The 16,041-nt window shown below is 34.4% G+C and carries 14 protein-coding genes; 10 read left to right on the plus strand and 4 right to left on the minus strand.

Features of this window, described 5'->3' with window-relative positions:
* Positions 1–52 precede the first annotated feature (52 nt).
* The 5 genes from ACHMWN_RS03455 to ACHMWN_RS03475 all read left to right on the plus strand — a co-directional run bounded on the left by ACHMWN_RS03455 (position 53) and on the right by ACHMWN_RS03475 (position 5,197).
* Complete coding sequence (locus ACHMWN_RS03455; protein ID WP_397297763.1) at positions 53–1,312, plus strand: putative DNA modification/repair radical SAM protein; 1,260 nt, start codon at positions 53–55, stop codon at positions 1,310–1,312.
* Complete coding sequence (locus ACHMWN_RS03460; protein ID WP_397297765.1) at positions 1,309–2,070, plus strand: TIGR03915 family putative DNA repair protein; 762 nt, start codon at positions 1,309–1,311, stop codon at positions 2,068–2,070. Before ACHMWN_RS03455 ends, ACHMWN_RS03460 begins: the two co-directional genes overlap by 4 nt.
* 77 nt (positions 2,071–2,147) lie before the next feature.
* The gene (locus tag ACHMWN_RS03465; protein WP_397297767.1) at positions 2,148–3,173 is read left to right on the plus strand and encodes a sensor histidine kinase; all 1,026 of its coding nucleotides are present in this window, start codon (positions 2,148–2,150) and stop codon (positions 3,171–3,173) included.
* A 75-nt stretch (positions 3,174–3,248) separates the two neighbouring features.
* Entirely contained in the window at positions 3,249–3,890 is a 642-nt protein-coding gene (locus ACHMWN_RS03470) for a DUF47 domain-containing protein (protein WP_397297768.1), read from the plus strand.
* Positions 3,891–3,895: 5 nt separating this feature from the next.
* Positions 3,896–5,197 (plus strand): anion permease, encoded by a 1,302-nt coding sequence (locus ACHMWN_RS03475; RefSeq protein ID WP_397297770.1) that lies wholly within the window; start codon positions 3,896–3,898, stop codon positions 5,195–5,197.
* Here the strand turns inward: ACHMWN_RS03475 and ACHMWN_RS03480 are convergent.
* From ACHMWN_RS03480 to ACHMWN_RS03490, 3 genes are read right to left on the minus strand one after another with little or no spacing between them, the layout of a single operon-like run.
* Positions 5,194–5,808, minus strand: a complete 615-nt coding sequence (locus ACHMWN_RS03480) for an FMN-binding negative transcriptional regulator (RefSeq protein WP_397297771.1) — start codon at positions 5,806–5,808, stop codon at positions 5,194–5,196. The two genes, ACHMWN_RS03475 and ACHMWN_RS03480, sit on opposite strands and share 4 nt — an antisense overlap.
* A gap of 15 nt (positions 5,809–5,823) precedes the next feature.
* Positions 5,824–7,086 carry a carboxypeptidase-like regulatory domain-containing protein gene (locus tag ACHMWN_RS03485; RefSeq protein WP_397297773.1) on the minus strand — a complete coding sequence of 421 codons (1,263 nt, stop codon included), beginning with the start codon at positions 7,084–7,086 and terminating at the stop codon, positions 5,824–5,826.
* On the minus strand, positions 7,076–7,654 hold the full coding sequence (locus ACHMWN_RS03490; RefSeq protein WP_397297775.1) for an RNA polymerase sigma factor: 579 nt from the start codon (positions 7,652–7,654) through the stop codon (positions 7,076–7,078). The genes ACHMWN_RS03485 and ACHMWN_RS03490 overlap by 11 nt, the downstream gene beginning before the upstream one ends.
* Positions 7,655–7,754: 100 nt before the next feature.
* Between ACHMWN_RS03490 and ACHMWN_RS03495 the strand changes: the two genes are divergently transcribed.
* From ACHMWN_RS03495 to ACHMWN_RS03505, 3 genes are all read left to right on the plus strand, one after another.
* Entirely contained in the window at positions 7,755–9,674 is a 1,920-nt protein-coding gene (locus tag ACHMWN_RS03495; protein WP_397297776.1) for a von Willebrand factor type A domain-containing protein, read from the plus strand.
* A gap of 53 nt (positions 9,675–9,727) precedes the next feature.
* Positions 9,728–10,462, plus strand: a complete 735-nt coding sequence (locus ACHMWN_RS03500; protein WP_397297777.1) for a DUF4197 domain-containing protein — start codon at positions 9,728–9,730, stop codon at positions 10,460–10,462.
* Positions 10,463–11,064: 602 nt separating this feature from the next.
* Complete coding sequence (locus ACHMWN_RS03505; RefSeq protein WP_397297778.1) at positions 11,065–12,282, plus strand: DEAD/DEAH box helicase; 1,218 nt, start codon at positions 11,065–11,067, stop codon at positions 12,280–12,282.
* Positions 12,283–12,329: 47 nt separating this feature from the next.
* Here ACHMWN_RS03505 and ACHMWN_RS03510 read toward each other — a convergent pair whose 3' ends face one another.
* Complete coding sequence (locus ACHMWN_RS03510; protein WP_397297779.1) at positions 12,330–13,160, minus strand: 2OG-Fe(II) oxygenase; 831 nt, start codon at positions 13,158–13,160, stop codon at positions 12,330–12,332.
* Between the two features lie 126 nt (positions 13,161–13,286).
* On the opposite strand from ACHMWN_RS03510, the gene ACHMWN_RS03515 reads away from it, so the two are divergent.
* A complete protein-coding gene (locus tag ACHMWN_RS03515; protein WP_397297781.1) occupies positions 13,287–14,567 on the plus strand; it encodes a replication-associated recombination protein A in 1,281 nt (426 codons plus the stop codon).
* A gap of 1 nt (position 14,568) precedes the next feature.
* Entirely contained in the window at positions 14,569–16,041 is a 1,473-nt protein-coding gene (locus tag ACHMWN_RS03520; RefSeq protein ID WP_397297783.1) for a DUF5687 family protein, read from the plus strand.

Consider the following 16,041-nt stretch of genomic DNA (forward strand, 5'->3'; position numbering starts at 1 on the left):
ATACTAACATTATTAGTTTTATTTACTATTTTTGTTAGTAAATATAGATGTGATGTCAGAAAGATTAAGAGAAAAATTAAATATCCTTGCCGATGCCGCTAAATATGATGTTTCTTGTTCATCTAGTGGTAGTGATAGAAAAAATACTACTAAAGGTGTTGGTAATGGACATCAATCAGGGATTTGCCATACCTATACAGAGGATGGCCGATGCGTTTCTCTATTAAAAATTCTTCTCACCAATCATTGTATTTTCGATTGTGCCTATTGCGTATCTAGAAAAAGCAACGACATTGAAAGGGCTGCTTTTACTGTAGATGAAGTGGTAGAGCTAACCATGAATTTTTACCGTCGCAATTTTATTGAAGGTTTATTTTTAAGTTCTGGCATATTTAAAAATGCAGACTTCACCATGGAACGGCTTTTAAGAGTGGTTAAAAAACTGCGTTTAGAGCAAAATTACAATGGATACATCCACCTCAAAACCATACCAGGTGCTAGCGATGAGTTAATTAAAGAAGCTGGCTTATATGCTGATCGAATGAGCATTAATTTAGAGATGCCAACTGAAACTGGCTTAAAATTATTAGCTCCAGAAAAAAGCCATCAAGATGTTATCAAACCATTAGATTTCGTTCAGAAACAAATTGTTCAATTTAAAGATGAGAAAAAGCTAATTAAAAGCGTTCCAAAATTTGTTCCGGCAGGGCAAAGCACACAAATGGTTGTTGGAGCAACAGCAGAAACAGATAAAGAAATTATGTATACTGCAGATTCGTTTTACAAGAATTTCGCATTGAAACGAGTTTATTATTCGGGCTACATTCCGATTAGTAATGACACTAGAATGCCAATATTAGGCACACAACCCCCTTTGCTTAGAGAAAATAGATTATATCAAATGGATTGGTTAATGCGTTTTTACGGGTTTAAGGTTCACGAAATTTTAAACGACGCCAATCCGCATTTAGATATTGATATTGACCCGAAATTGAGCTGGGCATTAAGAAATTTGCAACATTTTCCTGTAGATATAAATACCGCAGACTATCGAATGATTTTGCGCATTCCTGGGATTGGCGTAACCTCTGCAAATAAAATTGTTCAAGCTCGTAAATTCGGGAAACTTCACATTTATCAATTAAAAAATATTGGCGTAGCTTATAGTAGAGCAAAACATTTTATTAAATGTGCCGACACTCCTTTTCAGTTAAAAGATTTTCAGGCTACACAAATTAAAGCCTTTATTTTAGCAGAAAGTCAGAGTAAATATTTAAAAACAGATACTAACCAACTTATTCTTTTTAAATGATCTACATTTTTGATGGAAGTTTAGAAGGATTACTTACTGCCGTTTTCGAATGGTTTGAGCGCAAGCCAGGAAAAGTGAATTTACGAACGATAAAAACTCATCAGCCTGATGCTTTTACTGAAACGTTTTCTGTCCATACAAATAGAGCAAAAGCAGATCGTGTTTGGAGTGGATTGCAGAAAAAACTGGGTAAAGAATGGATGCGAAAATTTTATTGTGCTTATCTATCAGAACTACCAGAAGTTTTAAATACTCTATTCCATTTTGTGTGTTATATTTTTCTTCATCCAGCAGGTGCTGAAAAAAATTATGGAAACGAGCATGTTTTGACCGTTTCAAAAACAGCTAGAAGTGTAGAGAGAGAAAAACATAGAATGGAAGCTTTTATTAGGTTTAAACACACAGCAGATGGGATTTTTTATTGCGGTATAGATCCAGATTTTAATGTTTTACCTTTAATTGTAAATCATTTTAAAAATCGCTATGCAGATCAAAAATGGATAATTTATGATTTAAAAAGGCATTACGGCTTGTTCTATGATTTGAGTACAGTGGAAGAAATTACAGTAGAAATCAATTCGCAAATTTTAAAAAACCCAACAGTTAATCAATTAGATGAAAAGGAAAAATTATATGCGAATTTATGGAAGGATTATTTTAAAAGCACAAATATAGAATCTAGAAAAAACACCAAACTACATGTGCAACATGTACCTAAAAGATATTGGAAATATTTAACCGAGAAGAAAATAGATTAAAGACTAGCAGTTCCATTTCAGAATAATCGATTCTATTAGCTAACAATTACTTAACATATAAAGTGTAAATTAGCTTTATGAAGTTAAGCGTACTTGTTTTAATTACTGCTCTTGCCGTTGGGCTATCTATTGGCTTGGTCAATTTCCATTTTCAAGGCAGTTGGTATTATCTATTAATTTCCTTTGGAATTTCATTTGTTACTAGTTTTTTAGTGTTCTACTATCTTTTGGAGAAATATATTTACACTAAAATTAAGCTCATTTACAAACTTATTCACAACTTAAAACTTGGCAAAGATTTAAAAGAAGCCATTGGCGAGTATAAAAGTTCAGATCCAATTAATGATGTTGAACAAGAAGTGAAAGAATGGGCTGGTGCAAAAAAACGGGAAATTGATCTCCTAAAAAAACAAGAGCAATTTAGAAGAGAATTTTTATCAAATGTATCCCATGAGTTCAAGACCCCACTTTTTGCCATTCAAGGATACATAGAAACTTTACAAGATTGCATGGCTGATGATCCGGAAATGGCAGTTAAGTTCCTTAAAAAAGCAGAAAAGAATGTAGAACGATTAAGTTATTTAATTAATGATTTAGATTCTATTTCCAAATTAGAAACTGGAGAAATCCCTATCAATTATGAAAAATTTGATTTCGTTGCTTTGGCCAAGGAAGTAATGGATAGTTTAGAAGATCGAGCATTAACGCATAAGATTACGCTTTCTTTCAAAGATAAATACACCGGACCAACCTTAGTTTATGCTGATAAAGAGAAAATAAGGCAAGTCATGATTAATTTAATTCAGAACTCCATTAAATATGGTAAAGAAAATGGATCTACGGCTATTAAAATCTTCGAATTGCATGATCAATTTTTAATTGAAGTAACGGACGATGGCATTGGAATTGAAGAAAAACATTTAACACGTTTATTCGAACGTTTTTATAGAATTGATTCCCACCGTTCTCGTCAGGAAGGCGGTACAGGATTGGGCTTAGCTATTGTAAAACATATTTTAGAGGCACACGAGCAAACTATTTCCGTTCGTAGTACACCAAACATAGGCACCACTTTCGCTTTCACTCTACAAAAAAGTAATTAGCTTTATTAAAATAGTTAAGCGACTTAACATTAACTTAACATTGTAGCTTTAGCTTTGCACCATATTTAATTTAACATGAATAGTATTTTTAGCTTCTTTACACCTAAAGACAAAAAATTTCAACCTCTTTTTGAACAAGCAGGGGCAAATGTTTTAAAAATTTCTGAAGCCTTATTAGTTGTAGTTACAACTAATGATATGGAAAAAAGAAAAGAAGCAATTAAAGAAGTTGAACGACTGGAGCATGTTGGTGATGATATTACCCATACCATTTTTATCGAGTTAAGTAAAAACTTCATCACTCCATTTGATAGAGAAGACATTCACTCTTTGGCTAGTGCTATTGATGATATTGCAGATTATATTCACGCATCTGCAGGAAACATCGAATTGTATAATGTAACCAACATTGGCGATGCAATGGTAAAACTTGCTGAGCTTTTAGTAGAAATGTGTGGTGATCTTGAAAAAGCAATCAAAGAATTAAGAAGCTTTAAAAATATTCGCGTTATTGCGGATGCTTGTGTTAGAATTAACAGTGCCGAAAATCAGGCGGATTACGTATGTAATTTAGCAATTGCCCGCTTATTTGAATTTGAAACTAACGCAATAGAATTGATTAAACAAAAAGAGATTTTACAAACCTTAGAAATCGCTACGGATAAATGTGAAGACGCAGCGAATGTATTGGAATCTATTTTGGTTAAAAACGCTTAAAAAACATGACTTTAACCCTACTTTTTGTTATCATCGCTTTAGCCTTAATTTTCGACTATATTAATGGTTTTCATGATGCTGCAAATGCAATTGCAACTATTGTAGCAACAAAGGTATTAACTCCTTTTCAGGCTGTACTTTGGGCTGCATTTTTTAACTTTTTAGCGTATTGGGTTTTTGGTTTTGGTGTAGCAGATACTGTTGCAAAAACAGCCAATACCATGGAAATTAACTTGGTTGTTATTTTAGCAGGTGTTATTGCCGCAATCATCTGGAATTTATTTACCTGGTGGTTTGGTATTCCGTCAAGTTCATCACATACCTTAATTGGAGGTTTTGCTGGTGCAGCTATTGCTCATGCAGGTTTTAGCGCTGTGAACTGGTACAAAGACGGTAAAGCTGGCGAAATGCCAACAGGTGTTTTAATTATTATTCTATTTATCGTTATCGCACCATTTATTGGCGCTATCATATCTTATTTTATCTCCATTTGGTTGCTACATTCTTCCAAAAAAAGTGTTTGGCCAAAGGTTTTTACATTAACATTAATGGCCTTAACAGCATGGTATATTTATAACCAAATGCTGTTTTACGGAGAAATTAAACATCCACGATTTGATTCTCATTTTTTAAGTGTGGTACTCGAACCACATAACATTAAATGGTTATTGGTCTTATTTATTGTATTCTCCATCAGTTTCTTCTGTTTAATATTTAGCAGTTTAAATCAAACTCAATCTACTGCTTGGTTAAGAAAAATGCAATTACTTTCATCTGCCTCTTTTAGTTTAGGACACGGTGGTAACGATTCGCAAAAAGTAATGGGTATTATCGCAGCAGCAGTTGTGGTTTATATTCATACAAGCGGAGTTGCTATGGAAGCGTTGCCAACCTGGCTGCACGTAGCATTACCATCAAAAGCAGCTAATGGAGAAGAAATTGCTGGTCATATGCCAAGCTGGATTCCTTTAGCCTGTTATAGTGCAATTGCTGCCGGAACATTAAGTGGTGGTTGGAAAATCGTGAAAACGATGGGTTCTAAAATCACTAAAGTAACTCCATTTGAAGGTGTAACCGCCGAAACTGCTGGTGCATTAACCTTATACTTTACAGAACATTTAAAAATCCCAGTAAGTACAACACATACTATTACAGGTTCTATTATTGGTTCTGGTTTAACGAAAGGTGTTTCTGCGGTAAAGTGGGGCGTAACAGTAAAACTGATTTGGGCTTGGGTATTAACTATTCCAGTATCTGCAATTTTAGCAGCCTTAATTTATTATCTATTAAGCGCTTTTATTCACTAACAATTCGCTTTCATTTGTTGGGCAACTACAATAGCATTTTGATCATTACTGTCAGATAAATGCTCAATAATTTTTGCCTGATTTACTGCTGAATGGTTTTGGCTTAGTTTAAATACGTTATTAATTTCTTCTACTTGTATTTCAAAACCACTAATGGCTTTTAGGTTTTTTTCGATGTAGGCATCATCCATTTTATGAAAAGCAGCTGGACTTTTCGCTGGATCTTCATAGCTATTGGTTAGCTGTTTAATTACTTCTATGGTTTCATCCGTGTTCATTAATCGGATTTTCCCTTTTGCTTGTACTGAACTGTAATTCCAAGTAGAGGCAACTGCCGGATTTTCATATACCGATGCACTTACATATGCATGTGCACCCGTAAAAACAGCTAATACATTTTCATTTTTAGCATACGCTAGATAATGATCTGTTTTTTTCATGATGTGTCCAACTATTCGAGTGCCATGTTCATCTTGATATACATGAACAGGAATTTGTGTTGCAACTGGATAAACGCCATCATAACCAATTAAGATAATAAAGGAATGCGCTTGCATAAATGCCAATACTTTAGCAGCATCCTTTTCTTCAAAATAAGGAACTTTGTACATGTTGAGATTAGTAGTTTAGAATTTAATAACCACCTGCATAGTTGCTGATACTTGTGCAGGCACAATCCAATTTGGTCCAGCATTAACTAAACGAATGGCTTCTTCATTTTCTGCTTTAGTTAAACCTTGTACTATTATAATACGACTAGGCCGTCCATTTATAATTTCAAATTTGAGAGTTACAGATTTATCTGAAACAGCTTCTTTAGCTAATCGATTATTAGTTTTAAGGTATTGCTCAAAATTTTCCCAACCACCTTCTGGTAATGGTGTTGATTTTACTTTAGCAACAGATCTCTTAGCTTTTGCAACACCAGAACTCGTAACCACAACCTCACTTAAAGACTTTGAATCCGGTTCTAATACTACATTAAGATTTTGATTTGGACTAGCTGATACATTTTTAGTAAGAAAACCAATATAGCGAATATCTAATTGTTGATTAGTCTTGCTACCACTATCTAAGGGAAGTGTAAATTCTCCTTTAGCATTTGTTATAGTACTTGCGTTACCATTTGATAGCCTAACAGCAGCTCCAGGTATAGGTAATCCATCTTCTTGCGAAAGTACTCTACCAGTTATTGATTTAGCATTAGCTGCATCAACCTGTACACCAGCAACTTTACTAGCCAAAGCAGATGCTACAACAGCCTTGCTTTCCTGTTCCTTTTTCTCGGCAGCCATAGCTTTAGCCACACTCTCTTGTCTAGCTTCTGCTTGCGCAACCTCCCCACCTAAAATAGATAGTTCTGGTGCAGCAGCTGCTACAGCAAAAGTAGGTTTTGCAGCAACAACAGCTGGAATATTATTTTTTGCTTTTGGATTTACTTTTGCAACAACAATAGCTTTATCAGCATCCAAACTTAGTGGTGTAGTTGGCTTAATTGCTGGACTAGGTTTTATATCTGGCGCAATTTTAATCTGCACATTTTTTGGTGCATTGTCATTTATTTTAGGTTGAGACTTATCTTTCATCCAAAATAAAACACTAGCAGTAACAAATAACACCGCAGCAGCAGCACCTATACTTAAACGTTGTGAAGTAATTGTCCAACGTTTTTTCTCAATAGGTTTTTGCGCAATGCGTTCTTGTAATTGTTTTTGCAATAGCGATAAAGATTGGCTTCGTCTTGGCGATTGACTTAACCCCGCCAATGCTTCAGCCACAAAAGGATCTTCAAGCGAAAGTCGCTCAACCTTATACATAGTTTTAGCATCAAGTTTACCATCAAGGTAATCTTCCAACACATCAATATCTAACCACTCGTTATAGCTCACTGTTCTTTTCTATACAAATTTTCAAATTTCTCTTCCCATTTTGGATATAACTCTTCACTTTAAGCATATCGTAGCCTGTTATTTCGGCAACTTCCTTATAACATTTCTCTTGTAAATAAAACAAATCTACACTTTTACGTTGCTCTTCAGGTAAGGTTTCCATACACTTTTCCATCACAGTTAACTGCGTTTCCTTTGTGTCGTCGATATCAAGATGCACAAAATCACCATTTTCCACAAAATTATCCTCCATTGCAACGGTCGGATTTTTTGCAGACTTACGCAAAGCCATTAAGCAATGGTTACGAGCCAACACATGCAACCAACTCTTAAAGTTTTGAACTTCATGCATCTTCAACTTTGTGACCAACTCCTCAAAAATCTGCATTACAGCATCCTTACTTTGCTCTTCATCCTTAAAATAATTAAAGCAAACACCAAAAACCAAATGCATGTATTTGTTGTAGAGTGTACCCAATACCGCTAAATCACCACTTTTTTTATAAGCGGTAATGAGCGTAGAATCATCTTGTTCATTAATCTTAGCGGTGTTTTTTATAAACTTCAAATTGGGTATTCGGCTAAATGTTGTTCAAGTATAAAAAATATTTTCCGATAAGAATATGGAAATCTCATAAACCTTACATCTCCTATTAAAACCAAAACTTATGAAAAAATTTATAGTACCCATTTTAGCACTTCTTATCCTAGTCGGATTTAAAGCTGCCACGACTAGAACGATTACAGGTCTAGTAATTAGCACTGATGATAACCTTCCAATTCTTGGTGTTTACCTAAAAAGCTTGCCCAGCAATACAACAACAAGTACAGATAAAAATGGAAAATTTTCTATCATCATCCCTGAAACTGATACCAAATTAGTGGCCTCCTATATCGGCTACGGAACAAAAACTTTTAAACTAGGGAAAAGCAATAATGTAACAATTAAGCTTAACGCTGATACCAAAACATTAAATGAAGTTGTTGTGGTTAGCGCAGGACAAGTGCAACAAAAAGAGATAGCTTACAATAATGCGTCTGCCGCTAAACAAAAAACATACGGTTTGCAAAGTAGAACAGCTGCAGGAGCTCCAGCTCCTTCAATGATGAGCGCACCTAATTACGATAGTGAAAGCTATGCTGGAATAACAGAAAATGGTTTTAAAAACCCTTTAAAAGAAGCACTCTCTACTTTTTCTATTGATGTAGACGCTGCATCTTACAGCAATGTGCGTCGTTTTATTAATAATGGAACTTTGCCTCCAAAAGATGCTGTTCGTATTGAAGAAATGATTAATTATTTCGATTATAACTATGCACAACCAACTGGAAATGACCCTGTAAATATTCAAACAGAATTAGCTCCAGCACCTTGGAATCCACAACACAGATTAGTACAAATTGGACTTAAAGCAAAAACCATTGCTACTGATAATCTTCCAGCATCAAATCTTGTGTTTTTAATAGATGTTTCTGGTTCAATGAGTAGCGCCAACAAATTGCCGTTATTAATTTCATCTTTAAAATTATTAACAGATCAACTGCGAGATAAAGACAAAGTTGCGATTGTAGTGTACGCCGGTCAGTCTGGTTTGGTATTGCCTTCTACCAGTGGCGATGCAAAAGCAAGTATAAAAGATGCCTTAAATAAATTAAGCGCTGGTGGTTCTACCGCTGGTGGAGCTGGTTTACAATTAGCCTACAAAGTAGCAGGTGAGAACTTTATAAAAGGAGGTAACAACAGAATAATTTTAGCCACTGATGGAGATTTTAATGTGGGTATAAGTAGCGATAATGAAATGGAACGCTTAATTGAAGAAAAACGAAAAAGCGGGATTTTCTTAACCGTTTTAGGTTATGGAATGGGTAATTATAAGGACAGTAAAATGGAAATTTTAGCCAATAAAGGCAATGGAAATTATGCGTACATCGATAACATTAGCGAAGCTAGAAAAGTATTGGTAAACGAATTTGGAGGAACTTTATTTACAGTAGCTAAAGACGTGAAGTTACAGATAGAGTTTAATCCTGCAAAAGTACAAGCCTACCGATTAATTGGCTACGAAAACAGAATGTTAAAGGATGAAGATTTTAACGATGACAAAAAAGACGCTGGCGAAATGGGTTCTGGACATACCGTAACGGCATTGTATGAAATTATTCCAGTTGGTGTAAAAAGTTCTTTTGCAAACAAAGTTGATGACTTGAAGTACCAAAAAACGGCAAAATCTGCAACTACTTACACTGGCGATGAGATGTTAACTATTAAACTACGCTATAAATTGCCAGATCAACATATTAGCAAAAGCATGCAAAAAGCCATTAATGATAACCAGAGTGCAAACACTAGTGTAAACTTTAGATTTGCAGCTGCTATAGCCGAGTTTGGTATGTTACTCCGTCAATCTGAATATAAACAAAACAGCAGCTTTGCGCAAGTAATTACATTAGCAGAAGGCGCTATGGGCAAAGACAAAGAAGGATATCGCTCAGAATTTTTACGATTAGCTAAATCTGCTCAATTAATGGCAAAGGATTTGCTTAGTATTGTTGAAGTAGAAAACGGTAGCGAACAAACCATTAAATAATACTGGTTAATTGCAATCTGTTCCGTTTCAAATTATACATAACTATGGAAAAGATGAAAAAAATTAACCTTTACTTAATTGGATTACTATTAGTTTGTTCAAGCAGTTGCGATGTGCAAAGTCAACAGAATATTGGTAATATTTTAAAACAAATACCAATAGGAGGTACACCAACAACATTAGAAATTGGACAAGGCATTAAGCAAGCTTTAGAAATAGGAACTTCACAAGGTGCAGATCAACTTTCTGCTAAAGACGGTTTTTTAGGAAATTTAGCTGTTAAAATTCTATTTCCACCAGAAGCGCAAAAAGTAGAAAAAACGTTAAGAAGTGTAGGTTTAAATTCGCTAGCGGATAATGTAATTTTAAGCATTAACCGTGCTGCAGAAGATGCTGCAAGAGAAGCAAAGCCGATTTTTTTATCTGCCATTAAGCAAATGACAATTGCCGATGCAACTAACATTTTATTAGGCAATAAAGATGCCGCCACTCAATATTTTAAACGTGTAACTACAGCCCAACTGATGGAAAAATTTAAACCTGTAATTACTTCAAGTTTAAGTAAAGTTGGCGCTACTAGATATTGGACTGATGCAGCATTAGCCTACAATAAAATACCTTTAGTGAAACCAGTAAACACAGATTTATCAGCTTACGTTGCACAAAAAGCAATTGATGGCATGTTTATACAAGTTGCACAAGAAGAATTAAAAATAAGAGATAACATTAGTGCTCGTAGCACTAGCTTATTGCAAAAAGTATTTGGCTATGCCGATACAAAGAAATAATTAACACAATTGTGAATTTGTGGATAAATTTATGCCGAATTAAAACCAAATAGTTGCTAGCTTGTTCTATCAAAAAAGAGGATTAATTACTGATAAAAAAGTCCTGTGAACGGGGGATCCGTGAAGGGCAGGCACACCATAAATAAACAAGTTTATACAATTTAAAAAAGGCTTTTCGAAACAAATCGAGAAGCCTTTTTTTATGCCTAACCTGTACAAAGCAGTAACAACAGAGCTTAGGTTTTATCCCTTAAGCTTTGCTTCGTATCAAAGTTTTATTAACACCGCAATTAATCCGCATCAAGTCCGCATTATTACGTAATAATGCGGACTTGATGCGGACTCTATGCGGACTTAATACGAATATGATCTAACTAAATCCGCTTTGTTTATATAGCTAAAACTAACACAATTGTCTTGGCGATACATTATTTTACCAAGTGTAGCAATTTCCCAATACGCTAAAAATAACAACAATTAGGAAGATTGTACCGTTGGCAATCCTTTAAATTTCGTACCTCGTAATGACTATCGTAACCAACTTATTTGCTTTTCGCCTTAATTTAAGGTAAATTACACCCTATATTTACCATATTTAAACATTGGATTTCAAAGATTTTAATTTCAACCCCGAACTTTTAGAGGGTTTAATGGCAATGGGTTTTAAAAACGCAACGCCTATACAACAACAAGCCATTCCGCTTATTTTAGCTAAAAAAGATTTAATTGCATGTGCACAAACTGGCACTGGCAAAACGGGTGCTTTTTTATTACCAATAATGAATTTGCTAACTCAAAAACACGAACGTCATAACGAAGTGCTTATTCTAACACCTACAAGAGAATTAGCTCAGCAAATTGATTTGCAAGTTGAAGCACTTTCCTATTTTACCAATATCAGTTCATTAACCGTATATGGTGGTGGCGATGGAGTTGCTTATGAGCAACAAAAACGTTCGATGCGGGAAGGTGTAGACATTATTATTGCTACGCCTGGCAGATTAATTTCTCATTTATCATCTGGTTTGTTAAAGATGGATAAATTAGAATATTTGGTACTAGACGAGGCCGATAGAATGTTAGACATGGGCTTTTACGATGACATTATGAAAATTGTGGGTTACTTACCACAACATCGCCAAACGGTAATGTTTTCAGCTACCATGCCGCCAAAGATTAGAAAACTCGCAGCAACTTTATTAAAAGAACCTGAGCAAATAAGTTTAGCCATTTCAAAACCTGCTGAAGGCATTAATCAACAAGTTTATTTTGTTTTCGATGATCAAAAAGTTCCTTTACTAACGGAAATGCTAAAATCAGCAACATATAAACGAATTATTGTTTTTGCAGGTAGAAAAGAGAAAGTAAAAGAACTTGGTAAAGTTTTTAAAAAAATAGGACTAAAAGCAGCTGCTTTTCATAGTGATTTAGAACAAAAAGATCGTGAAGCAATTATGCTTGATTTTAAAAACAGCAAACTAGATGTGTTAATTGGAACAGATGTTTTAAGTCGTGGTATTGATGTGACGGGTATTGATTTAGTAATTAATTACGATGCACCTCAAGATCCTGAAGATTACATTCACAGAATTGGGCGTACAGCAAGAGCAGAAACCACTGGAACCGCCATTACTTTGGTTAACAATAAAGACAAACGTAAATTAGCCAACATTGAGAAGTTAATTGAACGCCAAATTGATAGAATACCTTTACCCGTAAATTTAGGTGAAGCACCTAAAGATGAACCTGCTACCGCAAGTGATAAGCCATACGTTAAGAAAAAGAAATTTTTCAAGAAGAAACCGAAGCCAAGCGTTTAGATTTTTATGCTTTAAAACTTAAATTTTTGTTTTTTCTTCTTATCCATCTATTTTATTAACTTCTTAAGAAGATTGAAAATAATTGGTGGCGTAATATTTTTAACTGCATTTTTTAGCTTTGGAAATACTATTTTTGGAGGGGCTATATCATTTAATTTTCCTTTTCTGCCTACAAACAAAGTGCTATGACCATCATCATTCAATTCACTAGCAGGCCGCCCATTTGTATAATAATATAAAGCAATTGATTTCCTGCTTCGATCTGGTGGACAGGTAAGTGCATCAGGATGCCCATGGTAAGAAAAATCTGTAGTAGAAAAAATTGCAACACGATTAAATATTGGCAATAGTTTTCTTTGCGCACTAATCATATTTTCATCCCATAGTTCAAAAAAGCCACCATAGCTTTCCTCCCAATCTTTATTTAAATAAACTAATAGATTTATTCTTCTATCCAAATTTGTTGTATTGTGTTTGTTAAAATCAGCGTGAATTTTCAAGTATCCACCTGGTTTAATTTCATGATACCCACCTCCATAGAAATAAGGATCTGGCAATAAAACTTCCTTTATCCCAGTAAGTTCTTGCAGAAATTCGAGGATTGGTTGGGAATTAAGAAAATGGCAAATCAGTTTTGTATACTCCCCAAAATCTGCTTCGCCTTTTGCACCTAACTTTTTTTCATTAAGGTTATCAAAAACAGTAACATCACTTTTAGTCGAAAGATCTGGAAATTCATCTAATACTTTAGACAAAATTTCTTCCTCAAAAAAATTATCTATCACAATGTTCGGGAATGGTTTTGCATTTGCATATTCTTCATGCTTTTCTTTTGCAAACTTTCGCAGATCAGTAATATTTTTATTTAGATAAACCATAATAGGGTCGTTAATAATCAAAATTAATATTATTTGTCAATTTTAAGCTATTAGAGGTAAATTCTTTATTTGCCATTTTTAAGATTAGATATGATAAGGCAGATAATAAAATTACTACCTTTAACTATGCAAAACCTACCTCCTTTAGCCGAACGGATGCGTCCTCAGAATTTGGACGAATATGTAGGTCAGCAGCATTTGGTGGGCACAGATGCAGTTTTACGCAAGGCGATAGAAAGTGGACAATTGCCATCTATGATTTTTTGGGGACCCCCAGGAGTTGGTAAAACCACCTTAGCTTATATTATTTCTCAAAGTTTAGATCGACCGTTTTTTAACTTGAGCGCTATTAATTCTGGTGTTAAGGATATTAGAGATGTGATTGATAAAGCGGCTGCTTTAAAAAACAGTTTTTTAGGCTTACCCATTTTATTTATAGATGAGATCCATCGCTTTAGCAAAAGTCAACAAGATAGCTTATTGGGTGCAGTAGAGCGTGGTTTGGTTACTTTAATTGGCGCTACGACCGAAAATCCAAGTTTCGAAGTTATATCAGCTTTGCTATCGCGATGCCAGGTTTACATTTTACAAGCATTAAGTGAAGATGAGCTAGTGGGCTTACTACAAACCGCCATCAAAAAAGATGTAGTTTTAAAAGAGAAAAAAATCAACATAAAAGAACATGAGGCTTTAATTCGCTTATCTGGTGGAGATGCTCGTAAGTTATTAAACGTTTTAGAAATTGCAGTTAATGGTATTGGCGGCAATAAAATTGAGTTAACAAATGAAAGCGTCCTTGCCCATGCGCAACAAAATTTAGCCCTATACGATAAAGCAGGTGAGCAACATTACGATATTATTTCAGCGTTTATTAAATCAATCCGTGGCAGCGACCCAAATGCAGCTGTATATTGGCTAGCCAGAATGATTGAAGGTGGCGAAGATCCTTTATTTATTGCTCGTAGGTTGTTAATCTTATCGTCTGAAGACATTGGCAATGCAAACCCTAATGCTTTATTGCTAGCAAATAATTGTTTTACGGCAGTAAATGTAATTGGTTATCCAGAAGCTCGAATAATACTTTCACAATGCGTAACTTACTTGGCGTCAAGCGTTAAAAGCAATGCGAGTTATGAAGCTATAAATAAAGCACAGGCTTTGGTGAAACAAACTGGTAATTTGCCAGTCCCATTACATATCCGCAATGCGCCAACAAAGTTGATGAAGAATATTGGTTATGGAAAAGATTACCAATATTCGCATAGTTATGAAGGTAATTTCTCTCCGCAAGAGTATATGCCGGAAGAGTTAAGCGGTACAAAATTATACGATCCGGGTAAAAATCCGGCAGAAGAAAAACTGAGAGAGAAACTAAAACAGAATTGGAAAAACAAATACAATTACTAATATGCTATCAACTTTTTTAAACCACCAGTGGAAAGATTTTTGGCGAAGCCGAAATAAAGCTGGCAGTATTGCTGCAAATATTCTTCTCGGTTTTTTTATGCTTTATTTTTTAGTCGTTGCAATTGGTGTAGGCTTTTGGATGGCAATGATTATTGGGAAAGCTTTTCCAGGACAAAATGTAATTACCGTTTTTAATGGCTTTATTTTGTACTACTTCTTATTTGATCTTGCGGTTCGTACACAAATGCAGGAACTACCAACATTAAGTATTATACCTTATTTGCATCTAAACATCCCAAAGAAAACGATTGTTAATTTTTTGAATATCAAATCGCTGTTTTCATTCTTTAATCTATTACCCCTATTTATTTTTATTCCTTTTAGTATTATCAAAATTGGCTCAACATACGGCACAATCACTTCATTAATGTATGTGCTCTCTGTTTTTTCACTTATTATTTTTAATAACTATTTGATTTTATACTTAAAGCGAAAATCCATTAATAATTTTGCTTATTTCATATCTATTATAGGTGTAGTTGTAGCACTAGCAGCTTTAGATTATTATAAAATAATTTCGGTGCGTAGTGCATCTAATTTCATATTTGTACAAATCACAAAATATCCCTTTCAAGCACTAGTTTTTACATTAGCAGCCGTGCTAATATTTGTACTTAACTCAACCTATTTACGTGCAAATTTATACACCGAAGAATTAAGTACTAAAGATGATAAGAAAGCAAGCACAGATTATGCTTTTTTAAATCGTTTTGGAAGAGTGGGAGAATTAGCCGCATTAGAATTGAAGTTAATCTTACGCCATAAACGTTCAAGAAGTTCTATTTTAATGGGGTTTGCCTTTTTAGCTTATGGTTTTATTTTCTATAAGGATAAAATGATTGCAAATGATGAATTTGGCAAAATGCTTTTCGCTGCAGTATTTATGACGGGCATTTCCATTATATCTTACGGTCAGTTTATGTTTGCTTGGCAAAGCACCCACTTTGATGGACTTTTAGTAAATAAAATTGATTTTAAAAACTTCATTAAAGCTAAATTCTTACTGTTCACCATCAGTTGCACTATTATTACCATACTGGCTAGTTTTTACGGTTTCATGAGTTATAAACTGCTTTTACTTCACTTAGCAGCTTATCTATATAACATCGGCTTTGCTACAGTAATTGTATTATACTTTGCTACGCTGAACTACAAACGATTAGATATTACCAAAAGTGCAAGCTTTAATTGGCAAGGCGTAGGTGCCACACAGTGGATTTTAGGATTACCTTTTATTTTAATTCCAATTCTAATCTATGTTCCATTCGGGATAATGAATAAACCGTATTATGGGTTAGCCGCAATTGGATTATTTGGGTTGATTACTCTTTTAATGCGCAATTTTTGGATTAATCTACTCGTTAAAAAATTTGAAAAACAACGTTATAAAATAGCCGAAGGCTTTAGAGAATAA

Origin of the sequence: Pedobacter sp. UC225_61 (genome assembly GCF_044452285.1) — a bacterium.
In the GTDB taxonomy this organism is placed as follows: Bacteria; Bacteroidota; Bacteroidia; order Sphingobacteriales; family Sphingobacteriaceae; genus Pedobacter.

Bases quoted from the DNA above. Each gene is read 5' to 3' on its own strand.
- ACHMWN_RS03470 (WP_397297768.1), top strand. From the start codon at position 3,249: ATGAATAGTATTTTTAGCTTCTTTACACCTAAAGACAAAAAATTTCAA.
- ACHMWN_RS03520 (WP_397297783.1), top strand. From the start codon at position 14,569: ATGCTATCAACTTTTTTAAACCACCAGTGGAAAGATTTTTGGCGAAGC.
- ACHMWN_RS03495 (WP_397297776.1), top strand. From the start codon at position 7,755: ATGAAAAAATTTATAGTACCCATTTTAGCACTTCTTATCCTAGTCGGA.
- ACHMWN_RS03475 (WP_397297770.1), top strand. From the start codon at position 3,896: ATGACTTTAACCCTACTTTTTGTTATCATCGCTTTAGCCTTAATTTTC.
- ACHMWN_RS03515 (WP_397297781.1), top strand. From the start codon at position 13,287: ATGCAAAACCTACCTCCTTTAGCCGAACGGATGCGTCCTCAGAATTTG.
- ACHMWN_RS03455 (WP_397297763.1), top strand. From the start codon at position 53: ATGTCAGAAAGATTAAGAGAAAAATTAAATATCCTTGCCGATGCCGCT.
- ACHMWN_RS03500 (WP_397297777.1), top strand. From the start codon at position 9,728: ATGAAAAAAATTAACCTTTACTTAATTGGATTACTATTAGTTTGTTCA.
- ACHMWN_RS03510 (WP_397297779.1), bottom strand. From the start codon at position 13,160: ATGGTTTATCTAAATAAAAATATTACTGATCTGCGAAAGTTTGCAAAA.
- ACHMWN_RS03480 (WP_397297771.1), bottom strand. From the start codon at position 5,808: ATGTACAAAGTTCCTTATTTTGAAGAAAAGGATGCTGCTAAAGTATTG.
- ACHMWN_RS03460 (WP_397297765.1), top strand. From the start codon at position 1,309: ATGATCTACATTTTTGATGGAAGTTTAGAAGGATTACTTACTGCCGTT.
- ACHMWN_RS03465 (WP_397297767.1), top strand. From the start codon at position 2,148: ATGAAGTTAAGCGTACTTGTTTTAATTACTGCTCTTGCCGTTGGGCTA.